The following is a 23,989-nucleotide window of genomic DNA, read 5'->3' on the forward strand; positions in this document are numbered from 1 at the left end:
GTCAGTCGACGTCGACGCCCGGGCCGATGACCTTGATCCGGTCCTGCGCCGGAGCCTTCAGCGGCGCGGACGCCGAGCTGTGGGCACCCAGGTAGGCCACGAAGACGTCCAGGTCCGAGGCGCCGACGAGCTTGTCGGTGCCGGCGCCCAGCGCCGGGAAGCCGTCGCCGCCCGCCGCCAGGAACTCGTTCGCCGCGACCCGGTACGTGGCGGCCGGGTCGATCGGCGCGCCGTTGAGCCGGACGGAGTCGACGACGACCCGGTCGGCCCCGGTCCTGCGCATGTCCAGGGTGTAGCTCAGGCTCTTGGACACCTGCAGGATCTTCGGCGCGGCGGCGTTGCCCCCGCTGACCTGCTGCTGGAGCAGCTGCACCAGCTGGGCGCCGGTCAGCGTCTTGACCTGCATCATGTTGGTGAACGGCTGGACGGTGAACGCCTTGCCGTACGTCACGACTCCGTCGCCCTCGCTACCGGCCGCCTTGTAAACCAGGTCGGAGCGGATGCCGCCGGGGTTCATGAACGCCACCTGCGCCCCGCCCTTGTCGGCCGGCGCGAGGCCCTCCAGCTGCGCGTCCGCGATCAGGTCGCCGAGCGGCTTCTCCAGGTCGCCGCTGCCGCGGCCGTTGATGTCCGAGGCGATGTAGCCGACCGGACGGTTGGCGATCGGCGCGGCCAGCTCGGAGTAGCGGGCGATCAGCTCGCTCATGTCCTCGGCCTTGGGCAGCGTGCGCCGCACGACGTGGTTCTCGGCCTTCACCGACGGACGCACGATGGTGCCGGTGGTCTTGTCGAGCAACAGGTCGATCTCGGTGAAGAGCCGGCCGAACGAAGCGGCGCTGGTCACCGAGCGCGGCACGCCGTTCGGGTCCGGGATCATGCACGCGTACGCGTTGTGGGTGTGGCCGGTGACGATGGCGCCGACCGCGGGGTCGATGTTCCGCGCGATGTCGACGATCGGGCCGGAGACGCCCTGCCCGGCCGCGCCGCAGTCGTAGTTGTAGACGCTGCCGGCCGGGTAGCCGCCCTCGTGGATCAGCGCGACGATCGAGTTGACGCCCTGGGCCTTGAGCTCGGCGGCGTACTTGTTGATCGTGGTGACCTCGTTGCCGAACTTCAGGCCCTTGACACCCGCCGCCGTCACGATGTTCGGCGTGCCCTCCAGCGTGACGCCGATGAAGCCGACCTTCACGCCCTGCGACTTCGTCACCCAGTACGGCGGCAGCAGCGGCTCGCCGGTGTTCTCGTCGGTGACGTTGGCGGACAGGTAGTTGAAGTTGGCGCCGCGGAACGTGCGGCCCTTCTCGTAACAGCCGTCGACCGGGTGGCAGCCGCCGTTCTGCAGCCGCAGCAGCTCCTGGGCGCCGTGGTCGAACTCGTGGTTGCCGACCGACGTGACGTCCAGGCCGAGCTTGTCCATCGCCTCGATGGTCGGCTCGTCGTGGAACAGCGCCGAGGTGAGCGGGCTGGCCCCGACGATGTCGCCGGCCGCGACGGTGATCGAGTCGTCCGCCGCCTCGCGCGCCTGACGCAGCGCCGTCGCCAGGTACTCGACGCCGCCGGCCGGGGTGCTGACCTGCTGACCGGTCGCCGGGTCGATCTCCCGGATCGTGCCGGCCGAGCCCGCCGGGGGCTCCAGGTTGCCGTGGAAGTCGTTGATCGCCAGCAGCTGGAGGTTGACGGTCTTGTGCCGCCGGGAGTTCGCGTCGGCGGCCTGGGCGGCCGCGGGCACGGCCACCGAGCCGAGCAGTCCGGCCGCGGCGACCACGGCGAGCGCCGCGCGTCGCGATCTGAGGGTGAGCATGAGGAGGTCCCTGCGCCTAGGAGCGCCCGGCCGCGGAACCGGCGCAGGCGCGCATGGATGTGGGTGTGCGCGAACTGCAGCCTAAGGTCAACGCGCGTAGCTGTCAGGTTTTCTGACGTAACGACCGGGTGACTCGTCGACGAACCGTCGTGAACGGATCGGTGCCGGCCCCCGCACCGGGGCCGCCCGGCTCACACCCCGGGCTCGGCCGCCAACTGCCGCTCGGCACGCTCGCGTTCGGCAACCGCGTCCTCCGTCATGGCGCGGTCGGTGTAGACCAGCGGCCGCTCGGAGTCGGTGATGATGTGCTTGACCACCTGGACGTTCCCGTTGACGTCCCAGACCGCGATGCCCGGCGACAGCGTCGGAATGATCTCCACCGCCCAGCGCGGCAACCCCAGCACCCGGCCGGTGGCCCGCGCCTCCTCGGCCTTCTGCATGTAGATCGTCCGAGTGGAGGCCATCTTCAGGATCGCCGAGGCCTCCTTGGCCGCCGCGCCGTCCACCACGTCCGACAGGTGGTGCACCACCGCGACGAAGGACAGGCCGAGCCGGCGGCCGAACTTCAGCAGGCGCTGGAACAGCTGCGCCACGAACGGGCTGTTGATGATGTGCCAGGCCTCCTCGACCAGGAAGATGCGCTTCTTCCGGTCCGGCCTGATCCAGGTGTGCTCCAGCCACACGCCGACGATCGCCATCAGGATCGGCATCGCGATCGAGTTGCGGTCGATGTGCGAGAGGTCGAAGACGATCAGCGGCGCGTCCAGGTCGATGCCGTCGGTGGTCGAGCCGTCGAACATGCCGCGCAGGTCACCGTCGACCAGCCGGTCCAGCACCAGCGCCACGTCCAGGCCCCAGCGCTGCACCTCGTCCACCGCGACGCCCAGCGACTCCACCGACGACAGCTCGGGGTTGCGCAGCGTGTCGATGATGTCGTCCAGGACCGGCTGGCGGTCCTTCACCGAGGCCACCACGTGGGCGTGCGCGGCCTTCAGCGCGAAGCCCGCCCGCTCCTCCAGGCCGCGCCCCATCGCCACCTCGATGATGGTGCGCAGCAGCGACAGCTGACCGGTCTGGGTGATCGCCGGGTCCAGCGGGTTGAGCTTCACCCCGCCGTCCCGGGCCGCCATCGGGTCCAGGCGGATCGACTTTATGCCGAGCGCGTTGGCGATCAGGTTCCACTCGCCCACGCCGTCCTCGCCCTGCGCGTCCAGCACCACCACCTGCCGGTCGCGGAACCTCAACTGCCGCAGGACGTACGTCTTCTCCAGCGCCGACTTGCCGTTGCCCGACTCCCCCAGCACCAGCCAGTGCGGCGCCGGCAGTTGCTGCCCGTACAGCTGGAAGGGGTCGTAGACGTACCCCTTGCCGCTGTACACCTCGCGCCCGATAATCACGCCCGAGTCGCCCAGCCCCGGCGCCGCGGTGGGCAGGTAGACCGCCTGCGCCTGGCCGGTCGAGGTGCGCACGGGCAACCGGGTGGTCTCCACCTTGCCGAACATCAGGCTGGTGAACGCGTCGGTGAGGTTGCCGAGCGCCATGGACGGCCTCCTGGTGGGTGGAAGGGCTCAGTGGGTGGACGGGCCGCGGTGGACGGACGCGCGCGGGCGGCTCAGCGGCGGATGCCGGTGGCGAACGGCAGCGTGTTGACGAACGCGCGGTGGTGCTCGCGGTCGCACCACTCCAGCTTGAGGTAGCTCTTGCCGGCCGACGCCCGGATGGTCCGCTTGTCGCGGGCCAGCGCCTCGGGACTGCGCGAGGACACCGTGATGTACCCGACCAGGTTGACCCCGGCCGCGCCGGAGGCCAGGTCGTCACCGCGCTGGTCCACCCGGCCGGTGTGGGCCAGGTCGCGCGGGTCGACCGTGCGGTTCATCTTGGCCGCGCGGCTCGCCTCCGCCTCGTCGTTGGTCTTCTCCGTCAGCATCCGCTCGATCGCGACGTCCGTCGGCTCCAGGTCCATCGTCACGGCGACCGTCCGGATCACGTCCGGGGTGTGCACCAGCAGCGGCGCGAGGAAGTTGACACCCACGGGGGTGAGCGGCCACTCCTTGACCCACGCGGTGGCGTGGCACCACGGCTCCCGGGTCGTCGACTCGCGGGTCTTCGCCTGCAGGTACTGCGGGTGGGTCGCGTCCAGCTCGGCCGGCCACGCGTTGCGCCGGGACATCGCCTGGATGTGGTCGATCGGGTGGTCCGGGTCGTACATCGAGTGCAGCAGCGAGGACAGCCGGGCCTGGCCCAGCGGCTGGCGCACCCGGATGTCCGCCTCCGCGAGCCGGGCGCAGATGTCGGTCAGCTCGCGCGCCATCACCGCCGCCAGGCCCTCGTCGTCCCGGGCCCGCCCGCCGGTCGCCGTCCGGCCCATCGCGTGCGCCTCGGCCGCGAGGTCGCGGGTGTAGTGCATGCAGGCCACCAGGTACGCGCGGTGCTGCTCCGAGGAGGTCGACACCATCGACTGCAGCTGGTCGTACGACTCCTGCAGCCAGCGCGGCGCGTCGCGGTCACCGCGCCGCTCGACGTCCTTGGCGTGCGCGTCCGGGTCGGCCGGCAGCGTCCGGGCCAGGATCTGCAGCCGCGTCACGAAGCCGTCCCCGTTGGCGACGTGCTTCAGCAGCGTGCCGAACCGGTCGACCAGCGCCTCCTGGTCCTCCGAGTCGCGCAGGCCCACGCCCGGGCCCTCGATCTCGATCGCGGCCGTCACCGTGCGCCGCTCCAGGTGCATCAGCACCCCGACCTCGTCCGGCCCGAAGGGCGCCGTCAGCCAGCGCAGCCGCCCCACCCCCGGCGGCGGACCGACCTCCACCTCCCGGCCGTCCAGCCGGGTGCCGGCGTCCATCACGTCCGAACGCCACGCCGCGCGGCCGCTGCGGACCGTCCGCCGGTAGGTGCGGTTGATCTCCGCCCACCGGTAGAACGTCCGCTTGCGGTACGGCACGTAGACCGCCGCGATGGCCAGCGCGGGCAGGCCGACCAGGCCGCCGATGCGCAGCGGCAGGACCGGCATCATCAGGCCCCAGAGCATGCCGAGGAACGCCCCGAAGATGATCAGCAGGATCTCGCCGGTCTCCCGGTTGCGGCCGATCGGCGCGTTCGGGCGGGCCTTGCCGATCAGGTAGGTGCGGCGCTGGTGCACGTACGGCTGGGCGTACTGGGCACCGTAATGGCCGAGCGGTTCACTGCTCACTTACCCGTCACCCTCCCTTCGCTGGATTGCTGTCGCGGATCGGAACCGAGGCCTGCTGGGGCGGCCCGGCCTGCGGCGGCGGAGCCGGCGTGCGGCCCGCGTGCGCGGCGATGCCCGGGGCCACCGAACCCCCGCCCGCACCCCCGCCGCCGCCCGCGCCCTGCGGGCCGCGGTCGCCGTGGGTGGTGATGCCCTGCTTCATGAGGTTCGCGGTGCCGTTGATCATCGCCGAACCGGCCGACACCGCGCTGGCGCGGGCGTGCCGCATGCTCATGATCTCGTCGCCGAAGCCCGGCACGAAGCGGTACACCGCCGCGCTCGCGAAGATCGACAGGAACAGGATCGCCAGGCCGGACAGCACCCGGGCGAAGTCGTCGTTCGCCCCCGCACCGGTCGCGACGGCACCCGCCAGGCCCAGGATGATCACGATGATCGGCTTCGCCAGGTCCACCGCCACCATCACCCCCGCCCACCGGCGCACGTGCTTCCACAGCTGCTTGTCCACCAGCCCCGCGTACACCGCCGTCCCCAGCAGCGCGCCCACGTACAGCATCGCCGCCCGGATCAGCAGCTCGATCCAGAGCACCGCCGCCGCGAGCACCGCCACCAGCGACACGATGATCAGGATCAGCGGCCCGCCACCCATGTCCCCCTTCTCCAGGGTGTCGGCGAACCCGCCCAGGTACGTCCCGGTGTCGGACTTCGTCCCGACCGCGATGGCCTTGGTCAGCCCGTCCGTGGCGCTCACCACGGTGTAGAGGATCAACGGCGTGAACGCGGACGCCACGACCGTCAGCCACAGGAACCCGATCGCCTCCGAGACCGCCGTCGTCAACGGCGCCCCGCGCACCGCCCGCTTCGTCACCGCGAGCAGCCACAGCACCAGCGTGATGATCGTCGACGCCGCGAACACCACCGCGTACTGCTGCAGGAACGACGCATTGGTGAAGTCCACCTGCGTCGTCCCGTCGATGGCCCCCGACAACTTCCGCACGACCCACGCCGCCGCCTGCGCACACCCCTTGGCCAACGACCCGAGCGGGTCGGTGGCGGTGCTTACGGCGCCACTGCCCGGAACGGACCCGCCGGGCTTCGACGCACAGTAGACATCACTGCCCGGCAACGGCAGGACGTCACAGTTGTTGGTCGGTGACGCACTTGGACTCGGATCGGCCACAGCCCTGGAAGCCATACCGACCACGGCGACCTGAACCGCACCGAGCATCACGACCGCACTGCCGATGCTGGGCAACCGCCATCGACTCACACCTTCAACGCGCATAGCGGAAACCTCCGAACTGCTCGACGGCGCCGGAGATCTCCTCGGCGGTGGCTGCCTGCTGGTCAGCCGGCATGGGAGCCGGGCCGGCTTTACGGGCGTAGTCACTGAGCTTCCAGTCGCCGGCCGTCCAGCGGAGCGAGAGCGTCATGGTGAACCAGTTGGCGGTCACGGGCTGGACGGAGTGTTCACCGGCGAGGCCGGCGAGGCCGGAGCACCAGACCTCGATCTTCGCCTCGGCGTCGTTGTAGCCGGTCTGCTTGGTGCCGACGGGGACGGTGCGACTCACGAAGGTGAGGCCCTTCGGGGCGTGGCCCTGGGCGTCGAGACCGTAGCGGGCGGCGGTGTCGCCGCCGAAGCCCTGGTCCAGGCGGGTCTGGAGGGTGGGCAGGGCGGCCGGGTCGGCGATGGTGGTGACGATGGTGTGGCGGGTGTCGGCGCGGAACATGTCCGCGCCGCCGAGGGCGACCGCGTAGTTGGTGGCGGCGGACTGGGCGCCCTGGTCGGTGTGCGGGTAGCCGCTGGGGATGCCGTTGCTGGTGGTGCCGACGGGCTGGTCGCCGCTGGGGGCAGGGCCGGCGCCGGCGGGTGCGGTGGGGGTGGCGTGGTCGGAGGAGCGGGCGGTGCCGCCCGGGTCGGGCTTGCCGTGGTTGGCGATGGAGATCGCGACGACGAGCAGCGTGACGACGACGAGGACGGCCAGCAGGGTGCGGAGCGGTCGCGGCTGACGTCCGTTCAGCTGCGAGGAGGGCTGTTCGCCGACCGGTAGCCGCGTACGGGTGTGCGGCTGGTCGTCGGACAACGGCACGGCGGCCCTCCTGGTGCGGGGAGCCGGGCGGCTCCGGGGGCCCTCCGGCCGTGGGCGGGCGCGGACGGAGGGTGGGGACGGGGTGACTCGGGGCGGGCTCCGGGCGGTCCGGACGGGGACCGGGCTCGGACCGGCAGCAGGGCTACCGCTGTCCGATCGTCAGATCGCCATGCCGTAGACAATGGTGAACAGAGTGCCGAGTGATCCAATGATGAACACGCCGGTCAGCCCGGCGATGATCAGTCCCTTGCCCTGTTCCGCGCCGAAGCTGTCCCGCATGGCGGTCGCACCGATCCGCTGCTTGGCGGCGCCCCAGACGGCGAGGCCGAGGCAGACGAGGATGGCGACGGCCATGATGACCTCGACCATCACCCGGGCCTCCGACCCGAGGCTCGCGAACGGACCCCAGTCCGGGGCGATCCCGCCGATGATGGTGTCGATATTCGGCTTCTTTGGTGGGTCCTCGGCCGCCAGGTGGCCGATCGCGATGCTCTGCACGCTGCTCAGGTTCATTTCCATCTCACCGCCCGATCAGGCAAATTCAAGGGCCCTGACCCCGCCCGCGCGAAGGGTCGGTGCCTATTCTTGGCCAGATCTGATGTCGACTTGGCTACTTCTCGCGGATTGGTCGTGAGGCATCGGACACGTACGCGAGGATGTCCACCGTACGAAGGATAGCGCTCACTCTTTGTATCTCTGATGATTGCGGTGAGCAACGCCTTCCGGAACACTTCGACTGACGATTCGTCGGGATGGTGCTGATGGTACTCCGGAAGGCCGGTACGGCCGCCGCTGCGGCGGGAGTTGTCGGGATCGGGTTCGTCGGGCTGGTGACGATCGGGACGTACGCCGCGAGCGGGACGCCCCAGCAGACGGCCAATCGCGGGACGCTGTCGGCGGGTTCGGTGCCGGCGGCCTACCAGGGGGCGATCCAGAAGTGGGGCGCGCTCTGTCCGGAGATCTCCCCGCCGATGCTCGCGGCGCAGCTGTACCAGGAAAGCGGCTTCGATCCGCAGGCCCGTTCCGGTGTGGGGGCGTTGGGAATGGCCCAGTTCCTGCCGGGCACCTGGGACATCTACGGCGTCGACGCGAATGGCGACGGCAAGAAGGACATCTGGGACCCGGCCGACGCGATCGCCTCCGCGGCGAACTACGACTGCGCGCTGGCCAGGGACGTGGCCAAGGTCCCGGGGGACCGTCAGGACAACCTGCTGGCCGCGTACAACGCCGGCCCGTACGCGGTGGAGAAGTACAACGGTGTGCCCCCGTACAAGGAGACGCAGGGGTACGTGAAGAACATCAAGGCGCTGGCGCGCAGCTTCACGGCGCCGACCGCGCCGGTGGAGGTGTCGCAGCAGTCGGCGGGGGCGATCTACTTCGCGCAGACGAAGCTGGGCACGCCGTACCTGTGGGGCGGCGAGGGGCTGCCCTCGCAGAACGGGCGGTTCGACTGTTCGGGCCTCACCCAGGCGGCGTTCGAGACGGTGGGAATCACGCTGCCCCGGGTGGCCAACGACCAGTGGTACGCCGGGCCGCACCCCTCCCGGGACCAGCTGCGGCCGGGCGACCTGGTGTTCTTCGCGACGGACCTGAACGATCCGCGCAGCATCCATCACGTCGGGATCTACGTCGGCGGCGGCTACATGATCAACGCGCCGCACACCAACGCGGTGATCCGCTACGACAAGATCGACACCAAGGAGTACATCGGCGCGACCCGGGTCACCACCGACGGCGCCCAGGCGCTGCCGGTGCGCAACCTGGACGGGAGCATCACGGGCAAGGGCGGCATCGGCGGCGGCGCCACCCCGGACGCGCCCGCCACTCCCACCGCGACCACCGCGACCACCGCGACCACCGCGGCAGCCGCGGCAGCCGTCCAGCAGGCCACTCCGCCAGCCACTCCGCCGGCCGCCCCGCCCGCCGCGCCGAACGGGGCCCCTCCCGCCCCCGCCCACGCCGCCACGGCGCCCGCCGCCAGGCCCGTGACCCCGTCGGCACCAGCCTCCGCGGCCCGTCCCACGGGTCAACCGACCGCAAAACCCTGAGCCCCCGGCGGCCCGGCGTGTGAGTGCGCTGTGGACGCTGAGTCAAGTTTCCATAACCACGCGTTTACGTGGAACGCTGTGCACCGCTGATGACGTTTGGTCCGTTGGCCCCTCGTCAGCTCATCGCGCCGGGCGGGCCGCCCGGCCGGAACGTACAAGGTGCTGCAGCGGACCAGAAGGAGGTGCGGCGTGTCGACGCCGCTTGCCGACACGACCAACCCCGACCTCGGCCTGCTCTACGCCGTCAACGGGCTCGCCAAGAGCTCCCCGCCGTGGCTGGACCACCTGGTCTCGTGGATCGGCGAGTACGGCATCCTGATCGGCCTGGCGATGCTCGGCCTGGTCGGCTGGCTGCAGGCCAGACGCCGGCCGGACGCGCCGGTGGCGATCGCGGGACTGCTCTGGGTGCCGCTGTCGGTCGCCGTCGCCGAGCTGGCCAACCTGCCGATCGCCGCGATCGTGAACCGGCCGCGACCGTTCGTGGACCACGGCGGGCTGCTGGTCCTCGTGGACGGCAAGGCCGGCACGCACTCCTTCGTCAGCGACCACTCGACGATGACGATGGGCGTCGCGGTGTCGCTCTTCCTGGTGAACCGGCGGCTCGGCTGGATCGCCGGCGGGCTCGCCCTGCTGCAGGGCTTCTGCCGGATGTTCATGGGCGTCCACTACCCGACCGACGTGATCGGCGGCTACGCGCTCGCGACCGCCGTGGTGCTGCTGCTGGCGCCGATCGCGATGGCCGTCCTGGTGCCGCTCTGCCACGCGCTGACCCGCACCGCCGTCGCCCCGCTGATCCGGGCGCCCGAGCGCGGTGGCGCTCCGCGCGGGCGGCGGCGCGGCCGCGAGCGCGGGGCCGTGCGCACGGACGAGCAGCCGCCGGAGTCGGACCTGGCCGCCTGAGCGGTCAGCCGGATCCGGCGCCGGAGTCGGTGTCGGAGAGGTGGTCGGCACCCTCGCGGCGGGCCAGGTCGCGGGAGCGGCGGGCCGGGGCGTACCAGCCGCAGCTGCACGTCGCGTAGGCGAAGGACCCGCGTTCGCTGATCGCGACGCGGTGCTCGGGCATCCGGGTGCCGGGCTCGGCCGGCAGCTCAGTGTGCACGTCGTTCACGGTAGCGCGCCGGGCACCCGGCGCGCGACGCCCTCCGCGCGCCCGGTCCCGCGTAACCATCCGCACCCCAACTCGTTTGCCCGGAAAGAGCTCTGCCCACCTGCTGGTGTCCGGCGGAGCAGTCGGGCCCGAGGGGGTTGTCGCGAGGATGAAGATGACCGACCAGCAGCGCAGCGGACGGCCGGGGCGCCGGCCGGTACCGCACCTGCGCTCGGCGGCCGGGGCCGCCCTGCTCGCCGCCGCCCTGGCCGCACTGGCCGGCTGTTCGGGCGGGTCCGGCGGCGGCTCGGCCGATCAGAGCACCCCCGACCAGCTCGCCGCGGACCCGGTCACCGCCGTCCGCAACGCCGCCGACATCACCGGCCGCACCGGGTCGGCGCACGCCGCCACCGAGCTGACCACCGAGTCGAGCGACAAGAAGGCGGCCTTCTCCGGCACCGGCGGCTACGACTACGTGAAGCGGATCGGCCGCCTGGAGATCGCGGTGCCGCCCGGCGCGGCGACCACCGGCAAGATCGTCGAGGTGGTCCTGCCGGGCACGGTCTACCTGCAGAACAGCGGCGCCAAGGTGCCCGAGGGCAAGTGGGTCAAGCTGGACGTGCGCCAGCTGCCGGACGGCAACCTGGTGAGCAGCGGCGGCACCGACCCGGCCACCGCGGCGGGGGCGCTGCGCGGGGTGCAGAAGGCGGACGCGGTCGGCGTCGAGACGGTCGACGGGGTCGCGCTGCACCACTACCGCGGCACCCTGGACCTGTCGAAGGCGGCCGACGCGACCGGCGGCCGGGGCGGCGACGGCCTGCGGATGGGCGCCCAGACCTTCACCGTCAAGGACGTCCCCTACGACGCGTGGCTGGACGACCAGGGCCGGCTGCACAAGGTGGTCGAGGTCTTCACCTTCGCCGGGGTGGCCGGCTCGAAGGAGGCCAAGGACCAGGTGAAGGTCACGTCGACCACCTCGCTGACGGACTTCGGCAAGCCGGTGGAGGCGGCCGAGCCGGCGGCCTCGGACATCTTCGCCCTGAAGCCCACGGAGAGCCCGAAGTAGACGGACGGGGCAGCGCTCCGGCGCCGGGGCGCGTCGGGGTGCCGCCGGAGCGAGTGGCCGTCCGGGGAGCCGCGGTCACCCGTTTCGGCGGCGCGAGATGGCCCGTCCGTGCCATGTGGACGGGCTCCGAAGTGCCTAGGCTGGACGTCGGGTGGCTGCCGCCCGGGCTGGCGAGGCACTGAAGGGGTGGTGCAGGTGGTGTCGTCCACGGGCGGCCGCAGCAACGGCCACGACGACGCGGCCCTCGACGAGATCGAGCTGGCCGGCGAGCTGATGATCGCCGCGACGGCCAGCACCGGCGACCGGCTGCCGACCGAGCGGATCGACGAGGTGCTGCTCGACCGGCCCGAGCCCGGCCGGACGGACGCGGACCGGTACATCGAGCGGGACCGGTAGACCGAGCGGGAGCGGTACACCGAGCGGGACCGGTGTGACGGGCGGGAGCGGTAGGGCCGCGGGCGGGCCCCCGGCCCCGACGAGCGGGTTCAGCTGCGCAGCAGCCGGCTGATCGCGGCGGTCGCCTCCGCCACCTTGGCGTCGAGCTCGGCGCCGCCCTGCTCGGCCGCGGCGGCGACGCAGTGCCGCAGGTGCTCCTCCAGCAGGGAGAGGGCGAAGGACTGCAGGGCCTTGGTGCTGGCCGACACCTGGGTGAGCACGTCGATGCAGTAGACGTCCTCGTCGACCATCCGCTGGAGCCCGCGGATCTGGCCCTCGATCCGGCGCAGCCGCTTGAGGTGGGCGTCCTTCTGCGCGCTGTAGCCGTGCGGGCCGTGGCCGCCCTGGTGCGCGTCGGCGGCGGCCGGGGTGTGGTCGGCGTGCGGCTCGGTGCCGGGCGCGTCGTCCGGCTCGGTGCGCGCTTGCGTCGTGGTCATCGGCCCGCCTTCGTCTGGATGCCTGGTGGCTGCGTCGGCCACCAGTGTCCAACACCGGGACCCTCCGTGGTGTTCCGACGACCGGACCGGGCCCGGCGGGGCCCGGCCGACGGGGGTTCCGGGCGCCCCCGGGCGGGCCGTCGGCGGGTTCGCCCGTCTGGGCGGCGCCCCGGTCTTCCGTACGCAGGACGAGGGCAATCCGGGCGAGGTTCCGTCAGACTGGGGGCTCACGTCCGCACATGGAAGTGCGCTCCGGGGTCGCCGGTGCGGCAGCCGAACGGAAGGGGAGGTTCCGCCTCCTGCCCAACCACCCCGTTTGCGTGATTGCGCTTGGTTGCACCTAGCATCGTTCAGTCCCTACCCCGCACATCGGAGATTTCCGTGCGTTTTAGCCTGACCCCGAAGGAGACGAGCTTCTACGACATGTTCGCCGCCGCCGCGGAGAACCTCGTCGTCGGTTCGAAGCTCCTGCTGGAACTGCTGGGATCAGACGTGTCGGCCCGCGCGGAGATCGTCGAGCGCATGCGCGCCGCCGAGCACGCCGGGGACGACACCACCCATGCCGTCTTCCACCAGCTGAACTCGTCCTTCATCACGCCCTTCGACCGCGAGGACATCTACAGCCTCGCCTCGTCGCTGGACGACATCATGGACTTCATGGAGGAGGCCGTCGACCTGGTCGTCCTCTACGACATCCAGACCCTGCCGAAGGGCATCGAGCAGCAGATCGAGGTGCTCGCCCGGGCCGCCGAGCTCACCGCCGCCGCGATGCCGAACCTGCGCACCATGTCGAACCTCACCGAGTACTGGATCGAGGTCAACCGCCTGGAGAACCAGGCCGACCAGATCCACCGCAAGCTGCTCGCCCACCTGTTCTCCGGTCAGTACGACGCCATCGAGGTGCTCAAGCTCAAGCAGGTCGTGGACGTCCTTGAGGAGGCGGCGGACGCCTTCGAGCACGTCGCCAACACGGTGGAGACCATCGCCGTCAAGGAGTCCTGACCCCCGTGGACATGGCTGCTCTCATCGCCGTCATCGGCGTTGCGTTCTTCTTCACGTACACCAACGGCTTCCACGACTCGGCGAACGCGATCGCCACGTCGGTCTCCACGCGGGCGCTGACCCCGCGGGCCGCGCTCGCGATGGCCGCCGTGATGAACCTGGCCGGCGCCTTCCTCGGCAGCGGTGTCGCGCACACCGTCTCCAAGGGGATCATCGAGACCCCGACCGGCGACAAGGGCATGGTGATCCTCTTCGCCGCCCTGATCGGCGCGATCGCGTGGAACCTGATCACCTGGTACTTCGGCCTGCCCTCCTCCTCGTCGCACGCGCTGTTCGGCGGCATGGTCGGCGCGGCGCTGGCCGGCGGGATCGACGTGATCTGGAGCGGCGTCCTCGACAAGATCGTCATCCCGATGATCGTCTCGCCGGTGGTCGGCCTGATCGGCGGCTTCCTGGTGATGCTGGCGATCCTGTGGATCTTCCGGCGGGCCAACCCGCACCGCGCCAAGCGCAACTTCCGGGTCGCGCAGACCGCCTCGGCCGCCGCGATGGCGCTGGCGCACGGTCTGCAGGACGCGCAGAAGACCATGGGCATCGTGGTCATGGCGCTCACCATCTCGGGCCACCAGACCACCGGCGAGATCCCGGTCTGGGTGAAGATCTCCTGCGCCACGATGCTCTCGCTGGGCACCTACGCGGGCGGCTGGCGGATCATGCGGACCCTCGGCCGCAAGATCATCGAGCTGGACCCGCCGCAGGGCTTCGCGGCCGAGGCCACCGCCTCGGCGATCATGTACATCACGTCGTTCGTCTTCAAGGCGCCGATCTCCACCACCCACGTGATCACCGCGGCGATCATGGGCGCGGGGGCCACCAAGCGGGTCCGCGCGGTGCGCTGGGGCGTCGCCAAGAACATCGTGCTCGGCTGGTTCATCACGATGCCGGCGGCCGCCCTCGTCGCGGCGCTGGTGTACTGGTTCGTCCACCTGTTCTGGGGCTAGCCCCCGGCCGGCCCGCACAACCGCCGGCCCGTGGAGAACTGACAGGGCCCGCCCCCACATCTCGGGGGCGGGCCCTTTTCATGCTCCGCGGCGGCACCGCCATGCAGCACCGTGGAGCAGCTCGGTCTCCGGGGCGCCGGGGTTTAGCCGAAGCGGCCGGAGATGTAGTCCTCGGTCGCCTGGACCGAGGGGTTGGAGAAGATCCGCTGGGTGTCGTCCAGCTCGACCAGCTTGCCCGGCTGGCCGACGCCGGCCAGGTTGAAGAAGGCGGTGCGGTCGCTGACGCGGGCCGCCTGCTGCATGTTGTGGGTCACGATGACGATGGTGAACTGGGACTTCAGCTCGCCGATCAGGTCCTCGATGGCCAGGGTGGAGATCGGGTCGAGCGCCGAGCAGGGCTCGTCCATCAGCAGGACCTGGGGCTCGACCGCGATGGCGCGGGCGATGCACAGACGCTGCTGCTGACCGCCGGAGAGGCCGGCGCCCGGCTTGCCCAGCCGGTTGTGGACCTCGTTCCAGAGGTTGGCGCCCTTGAGCGAGCGCTCCACGACCTCGTCCAGGACGGCCTTCTTCTTCACGCCGGCGAGGCGCAGGCCGGCGACCACGTTGTCGTAGATCGACATGGTCGGGAACGGGTTCGGCCGCTGGAACACCATGCCGACCGAGCGGCGCACGGCGACCGGGTCGACGTTGGAGGCGTAGAGGTTCTCGTCGTCCAGGAGCACCTTGCCCTCGACGCGGGCGCCCGGGATCACCTCGTGCATCCGGTTGAGGGTGCGGAGGAAGGTGGACTTGCCGCAGCCCGAGGGGCCGATGAAGGCGGTCACCGAGCGGGGCTCGATGCTCATCGAGATGTCCTCGATGGCCTTGGTGGAGCCGTAGTAGGCCGACAGTCCGCTGACGTCGATGCGCTTGGCCATGATCGTTGCTTCTCTCGTCTGTCTTCGTCAGTCGGTCGCTCAGTGTCCGGCCTTGGGCGAGCGCCAGCGTGCGATGCCCCGGGCGATGAGGTTGAGCCCCATCACGAAGGCGATCAGCACGAGCGCGGCGCCCCAGGCGCGGGCGTAGCCGAAGTCGTTGTTGACCAGGGAGTACTGCTGCCAGATGTACATCGGCAGGGACTGCTGCGGTCCGTCGAACGGGTTGCTGTTGATGTAGTCGGCACCGAACACCAGCATCAGCACCGGGGCGGTCTCACCCGTGATGCGGGCGACCGCGAGCATCACACCGGTGGTGATGCCGCCGATCGCGGTGGGCAGGACGATCCGCAGGATGGTCTTCCACTTCGGCACGCCGAGCGCGTACGACGCCTCGCGCAGCTCGTTCGGGACGAGCTTGAGCATCTCCTCGGTGGAGCGGACCACGACCGGCATCATCAGGATGGCCAGCGCGAGGCTGCCCGAGAAGCCGGAGTAGCCGAAGCCGAGGGCGAGGTTCCAGAGCGACAGGATGAACAGACCGGCGACGATCGACGGCACGCCCGTCATGACGTCGACGAAGAAGGTGACGACCTTGGCGAGCTTGCCGCGGCCGTACTCCACCAGGTAGACGGCGGTGAGCAGGCCGATCGGGGCGGCCATCGCGGTGGCCAGGCCGACCTGCTCCAGGGTGCCGATCAGCGCGTGGTAGATGCCGCCGCCCGGGCCGGACGAGATGACGCCCTTCATGGAGTGGCTCAGGAAGTACCCGTTCACCACGCCGATGCCCTGCTGGATCGTGTAGACGGTCAGCGCGACCAGCGGCACGACGGCGAGGATGAAGGCGACCCAGACCACCGAGGTGGCGAAGCGGTCCTTGGCCTGGCGGCGGCCCTCGACCCGGGCCGAGAGGATGTAGCTGATCAGGACGAACAGGAGCGCCGAGATCAGGCCCCACTGCAGGTGGCTGGCCAGGCCGCCGACGGCGCCGATGGTGCAGCCGAGGGCGATCGAGCCCACCGCGACGGCGGGCGGGGCCCACTTGGGCAAGCGGTTGGCGGTCAGCGCCCGGCTGAGCGGGAGCGCGTCCGCCGGAACAGTCGTGGTAACGCTGCTCATGCCGAGTACTCCTTGCGGCGGGCGACGATCAGCCGCGCGGCACCGTTCACCAGCAGGGTGATCACGAACAGGACGAGGCCGGAGGCCATCAGGGCGTTGCGGCCGTTGTCGCCGGCCTCGGCGAACTTCAGCGCGATGTTCTGCGCGAAGGTGCCGCCGCCCGGGTCGAGGATGTGCAGCGACAGGACGCTGTTGGAGGACAGCACCACCGCGACGGCGATGGTCTCGCCGAGCGCGCGGCCGAGGCCGAGCATCGAGGCCGAGATGATGCCGGGGCGGCCGAAGGGCAGCACCGCGGTGCGGATCATCTCCCAGCGGGTCGCGCCGAGCGCGAGGGCCGCCTCCTCGTGCATCCGCGGCGTCTGGCGGAACACCTCGCGGGAGACCGCGGTGATGATCGGCAGGATCATGATCGCGAGCAGGATGCCGACGGTGAACAGGTTGCGCGGGGTGGTGCCGGTCTTGGTCTGGTCGAAGATGTACGTCCAGCCGAGGTACTCGTTGAGCCAGCTGGTCAGACCGTCCATGTGCGGCACCAGGAACAGCGCGCCCCAGAGGCCGTAGACGATGCTCGGGACGGCCGCCAGCAGGTCCACCAGGTACGCGAACGGCTGGGCGATCCGGCGCGGCGCGTAGTGCGAGATGAACAGCGCGATCCCGATCGCGACCGGGACGGCGATCGCCATGGCGATGAGCGCGCTCACGATCGTGCCGAACGCGAGGACGGCGATGCCGAAGACCGGCTTCGGGGCGTCCGGCGTCCACTCGAAGGTGGTGAGGAAGTTGCCGTCGTTCTTGCTGAGCGCGAGGCCGGAGCGCCAGGCCAGGAAGCCGGCGATGGCGCCCATCACGACCAGCAGGAGGATGCCCGAGCCCCGGGCGAGGTTCATGAAGATCTTGTCGCCGACGCGGCTGTCGCGCGGTCGGCGTTCCCTGCCTCGCGGCGCGGCAGGGGAGGATGAAGTCATTGGTCTACTCCGGTCTGGTGGCGCCGCCCCGGGAGGGGGCGGCACCATGGCGGCGGTGCCCCGGACGTGGTGCTGGGTCGGGCGTTCCGGCGGGACGGCCCCGGCCCCCCTCGCTCACGGGGCCGCCCCACCGGTGGTCCTGCTGGGTCAGGCCAGGGTCGGGATGACGGCGTTGAGCTTGTCGGTGAGCTCCTTCGGCAGCGGGACGTAGCCCTTCTCGCCGATCGCCTTCTGGCCCGCGTCGCTGGCGGTGTAGGTCAGGAAGGCCTTCAGCGTGTCGAGCGTGTCGGCCTTGTTGCCCTTGTCGCAGACGATCTCGTAGGTGACCAGGACCAGCGGGTAGGAGTTCTCGTCCTTGGTCGCGTAGTCGAGCTTCAGCGTCAGGTCGCTGCCGGTGCCGGTGATCTTCGCCTTGGCGAAGGTGTTGGCGGCGTTCTCGGCGGTCGCGGCGACCGGCTTGGCGGCGCCGGTGTTGATCGCGGCGCTCTTCAGGCTGTTGGTCTGCGCGAAGGAGAGCTCGACGTAGCCGATCGAGTTCTTGACCTGCTTGATCTGGGCCGCGACGCCGGCGCTGCCGTTGGCGGACTGGCCACCCTTGCCGGCCCAGGTCTTGGCGGCCGGGTAGGACCAGGCGCCACCGCCGGCCGCGGCGAAGTAGTGGGTCAGGTTGTCGGTGGTGCCGGAGTCGTCCGAGCGGTGGAAGGACTGGATGTCGGTGTCCGGCAGCTTGGCGCCCGGGTTGAGGGCGGCGATCGCCGGGTCGTTCCACTTGGTGATCTGCGAGTCGAAGATCTTGGCGGCGGTGGGGCCGTCCAGGACCAGGTTGTCAACGCCGTCGACGTTGTAGACCAGCGAGATCAGGCCCGCGGCCATCGGCAGGTCGATGCCCTGGCCACCGGTGCAGACCGCCTTGGAGGCGTCGACCTCGGCCGGCTTCAGGGCCGAGTCGGAGCCGGCGAACTGGATCTTGCCCTGGGTGAACTGCTGGACGCCCGCGCCGGAGCCGCCACCGCTGTAGTTGACCGTGGCGCCGGAGCAGGCCGCACCGAAGGCGGTCTTCCACACGTCGACGGCGTTGCCCTGCGCGGTGGAACCGGCGGCGAGGAGGGCGGTGGGCTTGCTGCCACAGTTGATCGAGGCCGCGGCGGCGGAACCCGAGGAGCCCGAACCACCGGCGGTCGTGTTGTTGTTGTCCGAGCCGCACGCGGCGAGCGACAGCGAGCTGACGAGCGCCATGGCACCGATCGCGAGGGCCTTGGTGCGGCCGTTCCGCTGGAGCTTCACTGGGTGTCCCTTTCTGTGGCATTGCCCGGCGCGCGGGCCGTGCGATACGGCGGAGCGCGGGTTTTGCTGTGGTCCGGGGCCCGTCCGGCCCTCCGGTAGTCCCGAAGTTAGGCCGGGGAAGTGACACGACAGCCGGTCGCAAGTGAACGGGGAGTGAACCTCGAACGGATGACAGGAAACTAGGTCAGGTAGTAACGGTTGCGTCACGGCAAGAACTCGGGAAGATCACTTCCATCGTTCCGCTACCAACGGAAGCCGTGCGTCCGCACCGGCTTCGCCCCCAGGATCTCCAGCAGGGCGTCGACCAGCAACCGGTCGCGGTCGTGGGTCAGCCGGACGCGGGCCTTCCCCGCCGGGAGCCACTCCAGCCGGTCCACTTCGCGGTTCGGCCGGAACGCCCCCGTGGTCGGCACCGCCGCCCAGTAGCGGACCTCCTTCGGACGGCCCTGCACCGGGTAGTGCTGCGCGGGCAGCTCGGGACCGAGCACACAGCCGAACCCGGTCTCCTCGCGCACCTCGCGCACCGCCGCCTCGGCCATGCCCTCGCCCGGGTCGAGCTTGCCCTTGGGCATGCTCCAGTCGTCGTACTTGGGCCGGTGGATCAAGGCGATCCGGGGCCGTCCCAGCCGGCCGCTCTTCTTGGGCCGGCCGGGCAGCCACAGCACCGCGCCCGCGGCGAGGATCACCGGGGCGTGCTCCGCCTGGCCGGTGCTCAGCCGATCGCGCAATTCATGCCGTCCGTGGTGCGGGGGAAGGCCCCCAGCCCTCGGCAGGGGGGACCTCCAGCCAGCCGTCCAGGCCTGGCGGGAGTTCGGGCCACCGGCGGCCGAAGGCGTACCGCGCCGCCTCGACCTCCAGTCGTTGATCAGCATGCACCACGCCCAGTACGTAGGCGGTGGCGGGGGTGATCCGCGGCGTGCGCGCCGCCGTCGCCGCGGTGACCGCCGCGTCGGCCGCCTCCTGGTGGCGGCCCAGCACGTCGTCCAGCTCGTCCAGCTCCACGGACGGGCGGCCGCACACCTCCAGCGCGTAGCGGGCCCGCTTCACCAGGATCCGCATCCGCGCCCACGGCTCGTCGTCGGCGGCCAGCGCGGTGTCCGCGTCCACCGCGCCGCGGGCCTGCGGAACGGCGCCCAGGCGGCGCAGCCCGTTCCCGCCGTACGGCGTGGCGGCGCGCTGGAGCGGCAGCTGGGCGGCGCTCGCGGTCAGCGCGGTGAACGCGGCGGCCGCCTGCGGCAGCAGCACCGCGCCGGCCCGCGCGTTCGCCGACTCCAGCAGCGGCGCCTCGCCGACCAGCAGCGTCATCCGGTCCGCCAGCGCGTGCAGCCGGGCCGACCGCAACTCCTGGAGCACGCTGGAGTGCGCCCTCGTCCGGGCCAGCGTCAGCTGCCGGTCCAGCAGCGCCCGCGCCTTCGGCGCGCCGGCGTGCCCGGCCAGCATGCCGGTCCCGTCCGGGTCCGAGCCGCTCAGCGAGTCGAGCGCGCCCAGCAGCCGGGCGGAGCGGCGGACGTACCCGGGCTCCAGCGCGAGCAGGTTGAGCAGCCAGCGCAGCTCGGTGCGGGACTCCTGCGCCCAGGTCTGCTCGAAGACGCTGCCGAAGGTGTGCAGCAGCCCGCCGATCCGCCGCACGGCACGCAGCAGGTCGGCCGTGCCGGCCGCCGGCACGGCCGCCGTGCCCGGTCTGGCGCCGACCTCCCCCACCGCCAGCGGCAGGGCGCGCAGGAACGCGCCGGCCTGGGCGGTGAGATGGCTGGAGAGGATGTCCCCGGCGGTCGCGGTGGAGGCCGCCCGGGCCGTCATCGGCGCTTCGGTCATGGCGTGGTAGATCCCCGTTCCCCCGGGTCCGTCCCCCGGGGCTGGTGGCCGACCGCCGGAGCCTGTCCCCTGCCGGCTCCGGCGGCTCGCATCAGTGGTCGCGTCAGCGGGAGGTGGCGGCCCGGCGGCGCTGGCGCGAGTCGATCAGCAGGTCCTGGACGTGCCGCAGCGGCTTGCCCTCGGCGTCCTGCGAGTGGCGGGTCCAGGCGCCGTCCGGGCCGAGGTGCCAGGACTCGGTCTCGTCCGACACCCCGAGGTCGAGCAGCCCGGACAGCTCGGCGCGGTGCGCGGGATCGGTGATCCGCATCAGCGCCTCGATCCGGCGGTCCAGGTTGCGGTGCATCATGTCGGCGCTGCCGATCCAGACCTCCGGATCGCCGTTGTTGCCGAACACGAAGAGGCGGGAGTGTTCGAGGAAGCGGCCGAGCACGCTGCGGACCCGGATGTTCTCGCTCAGCCCCGGCACGCCGGGACGGATCGCGCAGATCCCGCGGACCCACACGTCCACCGGCACGCCGGCCTGCGAGGCCCGGTACAGCGCGTCGATCAGGGCCTCGTCGACGATCGAGTTGACCTTGAGCTTCACGTAGGCCGGACGGCCCGCGCGGTGGTGGGCGATCTCGTTGTGGATCCGGGCGACCAAGCCGTCGCGCAGACCGCGCGGGGCGGTCAGCAGACGGCGGTAGGACTCGCGGCGCGAGTAGCCGGACAGGCGGTTGAAGAGGTCCGAGAGGTCGGCCCCGACCTGCGGGTCCGAGGTGAGCAGCCCGAGGTCCTCGTAGAGCCGGGCGGTCTTCGGGTGGTAGTTGCCGGTTCCCACGTGCGAGTAGCGCCGCAGGGTGTCGCCCTCCTGACGGACCACCAGCGACAGCTTGCAGTGCGTCTTCAGGCCGACCAGGCCGTAGACGACATGGCAGCCGGACTCCTCCAGCTTGCGGGCCCACTTGATGTTGGCCTGCTCGTCGAAGCGCGCCTTGATCTCGACCAGGACCAGCACCTGCTTGCCCGACTCCGCCGCGTCGATCAGCGCGTCGACGATCGGCGAGTCGCCCGAGGTGCGGTACAGCGTCTGCTTGATCGCCAGCACGTCCGGGTCGGCCGCGGCCTGTTCCAGGAAGGCCTGCACCGAGGTGGAGAAGCTGTCGTACGGGTGGTGCAGGAGGACGTCCCGCTCGCGCATCGCGGCGAAGATGTCCGGCTGGGAGGCCGACTCGACGTCGGTCAGCCCGCGGGCCGTGCCCGCCACGAACTTCGGGTACTTGAGCTCCGGGCGGTCCAGCTCGGCGATCCCGAACAGGCCGGTCAGGTCGAGCGGGCCGGGCAGCGGGAAGACCTCCGCCTCGGTGATGTTCAGCTCCCGCACCAGCAGGTCCAGGATGTAGGGGTCGATCGACTCCTCGACCTCCAGCCGCACCGGCGGGCCGAAGCGCCGCCGCATCAGCTCCTTCTCCAGGGCCTTGAGGATGTTCTCGGTGTCGTCCTCCTCCACCTCCAGGTCCTCGTTGCGGGTGACCCGGAACGCGTGGTGCGCGAGCACCTCCATGCCCGGGAACAGCTCCTCCAGGTGCGCGCCCATCACGTCCTCCAGGGGGACGTAACGCTGGGGCGAGGCCTCCAGGAAACGGGCGAGCGACTGCGGGACCTTCACGCGGGCGAAGTGCTTGTGCCCGGACACCGGGTTGCGCACCACCACGGCGAGGTTCAGGGACAGCCCCGATATGTACGGGAAGGGGTGCGCCGGGTCGACCGCCAGCGGGGTCAGGACCGGGAAGATCTTCTGCCGGAAGAGCGTGTGCAGGCGGGCCTGCTCCTTCTCCGCCAGCTCCGGCCAGCGGACCACCTCGATGCCCTCGGTGGCGAGGTCCGGCAGCACCTCCTGCTGGAACGCGGCGGCATGGCGGGCCATCAGCTCGCGCGAGCGCGTCCAGATCAGGTCGAGCACCTCGCGCGGCTGGAGGCCGGAGGCGCTGCGCTGGGCGACGCCGGTGGCGATCCGGCGCTTGAGGCCGGCCACCCGGACCATGAAGAACTCGTCCAGGTTGCTCGCGAAGATGGCGAGGAACTTGGCCCGCTCCAGCAGCGGGATCTTCGGGTCCTCGGCGAGCTCCAGGACCCGCTCGTTGAACGCGAGCCAGCTCCGCTCGCGGTCCAGGAACCGGCCCTGCGGAAGCTCCTCGAAGTCCTGCTCGTCCACCGTCGACGGCTCCGGCGGCAGACCGAGCGCGTTCGACATCAGGGCCGGTGGGGACAGTGGGGCAGAGACGGGGCGAGGGATGCTCATGGGTTCCAGCTCCTCCAGCAGCAGGACGGCGTCCGAACGCGAATGGCTCTGCGGGCCGTCGTCATCGCCCGGCGCCCACGCCCACCCACCCGGCGCGGTCCGTACAGCACCGGCCGCCGTGGTACGGCCGACGCTGCACGAGCGAGACACTACGGACTTCATCCTGTGATCTTCGCGGCAACAATTGAATCCACGGTAAACACCGCATGGCCAGGAGGAAAGCTGAGTCGGTCGGGGCCGGGGCGGCGGTGCCCCGTGCCTTGCCCCGACCGGCTGTTGCGGCTAGACCGCCCGGTCCGCCCGGTACTCGACGCGGTACATGAGGTCCACCTCGTGCACGGTGAATCCCAGTCGTTCATATACCCGCACGGCGGCCGGATTGTCGGCGTCTACGTAGAGAAGTACGGTCTCCAGTCCACGCTCGCCGGGGCCTGAGCCGGTCAGGTGACGCAGGCCCGCCGCGGTCAGCGCGCGGCCCAGGCCGCTGCCCTGCTCGGCCGGATCCACCCCGACGACGTACACCTCGCCGAGGGCCGGCTCGGTGGCGGTGGCCCCGTGCACCTTGGTCCAGTGGAAGCCGACGACCTTGCCCTCGCGGGTGGCCAGGAAGAAGCCCGCCGGGTCGAACCAGGGCTCGGCCAGCCGGTCCGCCAGGTCGCGCTCGGTCCAGGCACCCTGCTCGGGGTGGTGGGCGAAGGCGAGGGCGTTGAGCCGCAGCCACTCGGCGTCGTCCTCACCCGGGCGGAAGGTCCGCAGCTCGACGCCCTCGGGGAGCGGGACGGTCTCGGTCTGCTCACCCGTGCGGCGCATCTGCCGCAGCTCGCGGACCAGCTCGGCGCCGTACCGGTCGGCCAGGTGGCGGGCGGCGGGGTGGCCGCCGTGCACCCAGAAGTCGACGGCGTCGCGGCCGGCCCGGTGGGCCTCCGCCAGCACGGCGTCCACCAGGGGGCGGGCCAGGCCGCGGCCTCGGGCGGCGGGGGCGACGACGAGTTCGGCGGCGGGATTGGCGTGGGCCCCGGGAGCCGTGTCCTGGGGGATCTCCAGCTGGCCGTAGGCCACGACGGCGGCTTCGGCGCTCCCGGCGGCCTTGGCGTTCTCGTTGGCCTCGTCGGCTTGAGCGGCTTCGTGGGCTACGTCGGCTTCGAGGAGGTGGATGACACCGGGGCGGGGCGTCTCCGAGGAACGCAGCCGGAGTCGGCCCTGCTCGGACACGGCCGCCCGGCCGTCGACCGCCTGGGCGTCCGCCAGCACGCGCAGGGCGCCGTCACGCTGCCCGGGCCGGAGCACACTGTCCGCGATGACCGCTGTCTGTTCGTCCATGGACTGACAATACGTCACCGGGCACGACTGCTCCCGGAAATGCGAAAAGCCCCTGATCCGAATGGATCAGGGGCTTTTCAGAAGAATTGTTCGGCGGCGTCCTACTCTCCCACAGGGTCCCCCCTGCAGTACCA

At 71.2% G+C, this 23,989-nt stretch carries 21 protein-coding genes and 1 pseudogene; 6 read left to right on the forward strand and 16 right to left on the reverse strand.

All coding sequences use genetic code 11. The features are described 5' to 3' along the window. Position 1: 1 nt before the first annotated feature. The 6 genes from ACFVSN_RS41735 to ACFVSN_RS41760 form a co-directional block, all read right to left on the reverse strand. Positions 2 to 1,801 (reverse strand): bifunctional metallophosphatase/5'-nucleotidase, encoded by a 1,800-nt coding sequence (locus tag ACFVSN_RS41735; RefSeq protein ID WP_387958732.1) that lies wholly within the window; start codon positions 1,799 to 1,801, stop codon positions 2 to 4. A 191-nt stretch (positions 1,802 to 1,992) separates the two neighbouring features. Next, entirely contained in the window at positions 1,993 to 3,342 is a 1,350-nt protein-coding gene (locus ACFVSN_RS41740; RefSeq protein WP_380445974.1) for an ATP-binding protein, read from the reverse strand. A gap of 71 nt (positions 3,343 to 3,413) precedes the next feature. Next, positions 3,414 to 4,988, reverse strand: coding sequence for an SCO6880 family protein (locus tag ACFVSN_RS41745; protein ID WP_380445975.1), 1,575 nt, complete (start codon positions 4,986 to 4,988; stop codon positions 3,414 to 3,416). A gap of 7 nt (positions 4,989 to 4,995) precedes the next feature. After that, a complete protein-coding gene (locus ACFVSN_RS41750) occupies positions 4,996 to 5,982 on the reverse strand; it encodes a hypothetical protein (protein WP_387958734.1) in 987 nt (328 codons plus the stop codon). 277 nt (positions 5,983 to 6,259) lie between these two features. After that, complete coding sequence (locus tag ACFVSN_RS41755) at positions 6,260 to 7,075, reverse strand: hypothetical protein (RefSeq protein WP_387958736.1); 816 nt, start codon at positions 7,073 to 7,075, stop codon at positions 6,260 to 6,262. A gap of 159 nt (positions 7,076 to 7,234) precedes the next feature. Then, positions 7,235 to 7,588: a hypothetical protein gene (locus ACFVSN_RS41760; protein WP_380445978.1), complete on the reverse strand. Its 354-nt coding sequence runs from the start codon at positions 7,586 to 7,588 to the stop codon at positions 7,235 to 7,237. A gap of 248 nt (positions 7,589 to 7,836) precedes the next feature. On the opposite strand from ACFVSN_RS41760, the pseudogene ACFVSN_RS41765 reads away from it, so the two are divergent. Together ACFVSN_RS41765 and ACFVSN_RS41770 are read left to right on the forward strand one after the other, a co-directional pair. Further along, positions 7,837 to 8,826: pseudogene (locus ACFVSN_RS41765) on the forward strand (NlpC/P60 family protein); the annotation flags it as partial. 486 nt (positions 8,827 to 9,312) lie between these two features. Continuing rightward, a complete protein-coding gene (locus tag ACFVSN_RS41770; RefSeq protein ID WP_380445979.1) occupies positions 9,313 to 10,023 on the forward strand; it encodes a phosphatase PAP2 family protein in 711 nt (236 codons plus the stop codon). A gap of 4 nt (positions 10,024 to 10,027) precedes the next feature. Here ACFVSN_RS41770 and ACFVSN_RS41775 read toward each other — a convergent pair whose 3' ends face one another. After that, a complete protein-coding gene (locus tag ACFVSN_RS41775; RefSeq protein WP_387958738.1) occupies positions 10,028 to 10,222 on the reverse strand; it encodes a hypothetical protein in 195 nt (64 codons plus the stop codon). A 163-nt stretch (positions 10,223 to 10,385) separates the two neighbouring features. Between ACFVSN_RS41775 and ACFVSN_RS41780 the strand changes: the two genes are divergently transcribed. Next, positions 10,386 to 11,276, forward strand: coding sequence for a hypothetical protein (locus ACFVSN_RS41780; RefSeq protein ID WP_380445981.1), 891 nt, complete (start codon positions 10,386 to 10,388; stop codon positions 11,274 to 11,276). Positions 11,277 to 11,471: 195 nt separating this feature from the next. Then, a complete protein-coding gene (locus ACFVSN_RS41785; RefSeq protein WP_387958739.1) occupies positions 11,472 to 11,672 on the forward strand; it encodes a hypothetical protein in 201 nt (66 codons plus the stop codon). Between the two features lie 89 nt (positions 11,673 to 11,761). Here ACFVSN_RS41785 and ACFVSN_RS41790 read toward each other — a convergent pair whose 3' ends face one another. Continuing rightward, positions 11,762 to 12,148 carry a metal-sensitive transcriptional regulator gene (locus ACFVSN_RS41790; protein WP_359974349.1) on the reverse strand — a complete coding sequence of 129 codons (387 nt, stop codon included), beginning with the start codon at positions 12,146 to 12,148 and terminating at the stop codon, positions 11,762 to 11,764. Positions 12,149 to 12,529: 381 nt separating this feature from the next. On the opposite strand from ACFVSN_RS41790, the gene ACFVSN_RS41795 reads away from it, so the two are divergent. Beyond that, positions 12,530 to 13,150: a DUF47 domain-containing protein gene (locus ACFVSN_RS41795; RefSeq protein WP_380445984.1), complete on the forward strand. Its 621-nt coding sequence runs from the start codon at positions 12,530 to 12,532 to the stop codon at positions 13,148 to 13,150. A 5-nt stretch (positions 13,151 to 13,155) separates the two neighbouring features. After that, positions 13,156 to 14,151 (forward strand): anion permease, encoded by a 996-nt coding sequence (locus ACFVSN_RS41800; protein WP_380445985.1) that lies wholly within the window; start codon positions 13,156 to 13,158, stop codon positions 14,149 to 14,151. 143 nt (positions 14,152 to 14,294) lie between these two features. Here ACFVSN_RS41800 and pstB read toward each other — a convergent pair whose 3' ends face one another. The 8 genes from pstB to mshD form a co-directional block, all read right to left on the reverse strand. Beyond that, complete coding sequence (pstB, locus tag ACFVSN_RS41805) at positions 14,295 to 15,071, reverse strand: phosphate ABC transporter ATP-binding protein PstB (protein WP_380445986.1); 777 nt, start codon at positions 15,069 to 15,071, stop codon at positions 14,295 to 14,297. A 39-nt stretch (positions 15,072 to 15,110) separates the two neighbouring features. After that, positions 15,111 to 16,187, reverse strand: coding sequence for a phosphate ABC transporter permease PstA (pstA, locus tag ACFVSN_RS41810; protein WP_380506407.1), 1,077 nt, complete (start codon positions 16,185 to 16,187; stop codon positions 15,111 to 15,113). Further along, positions 16,184 to 17,155 carry a phosphate ABC transporter permease subunit PstC gene (pstC, locus tag ACFVSN_RS41815; protein WP_380445988.1) on the reverse strand — a complete coding sequence of 324 codons (972 nt, stop codon included), beginning with the start codon at positions 17,153 to 17,155 and terminating at the stop codon, positions 16,184 to 16,186. Before pstC ends, pstA begins: the two co-directional genes overlap by 4 nt. Before the next feature lie 147 nt (positions 17,156 to 17,302). Further along, entirely contained in the window at positions 17,303 to 18,439 is a 1,137-nt protein-coding gene (gene pstS / locus ACFVSN_RS41820) for a phosphate ABC transporter substrate-binding protein PstS (RefSeq protein ID WP_380445989.1), read from the reverse strand. Positions 18,440 to 18,681: 242 nt separating this feature from the next. After that, positions 18,682 to 19,167 (reverse strand): NUDIX hydrolase, encoded by a 486-nt coding sequence (locus ACFVSN_RS41825; protein WP_380445990.1) that lies wholly within the window; start codon positions 19,165 to 19,167, stop codon positions 18,682 to 18,684. A 1-nt stretch (position 19,168) separates the two neighbouring features. Then, positions 19,169 to 20,254: a CHAD domain-containing protein gene (locus ACFVSN_RS41830; RefSeq protein WP_387958741.1), complete on the reverse strand. Its 1,086-nt coding sequence runs from the start codon at positions 20,252 to 20,254 to the stop codon at positions 19,169 to 19,171. A gap of 103 nt (positions 20,255 to 20,357) precedes the next feature. After that, positions 20,358 to 22,535 carry an RNA degradosome polyphosphate kinase gene (locus tag ACFVSN_RS41835; protein ID WP_380445992.1) on the reverse strand — a complete coding sequence of 726 codons (2,178 nt, stop codon included), beginning with the start codon at positions 22,533 to 22,535 and terminating at the stop codon, positions 20,358 to 20,360. Positions 22,536 to 22,817: 282 nt separating this feature from the next. Further along, positions 22,818 to 23,855, reverse strand: a complete 1,038-nt coding sequence (mshD, locus tag ACFVSN_RS41840) for a mycothiol synthase (protein ID WP_387958743.1) — start codon at positions 23,853 to 23,855, stop codon at positions 22,818 to 22,820. Positions 23,856 to 23,989: the final 134 nt, after the last annotated feature.

Origin of the sequence: Kitasatospora sp. NPDC057904 (genome assembly GCF_042887925.1) — a bacterium.
Taxonomy (GTDB): domain Bacteria; phylum Actinomycetota; class Actinomycetes; order Streptomycetales; family Streptomycetaceae; genus Kitasatospora.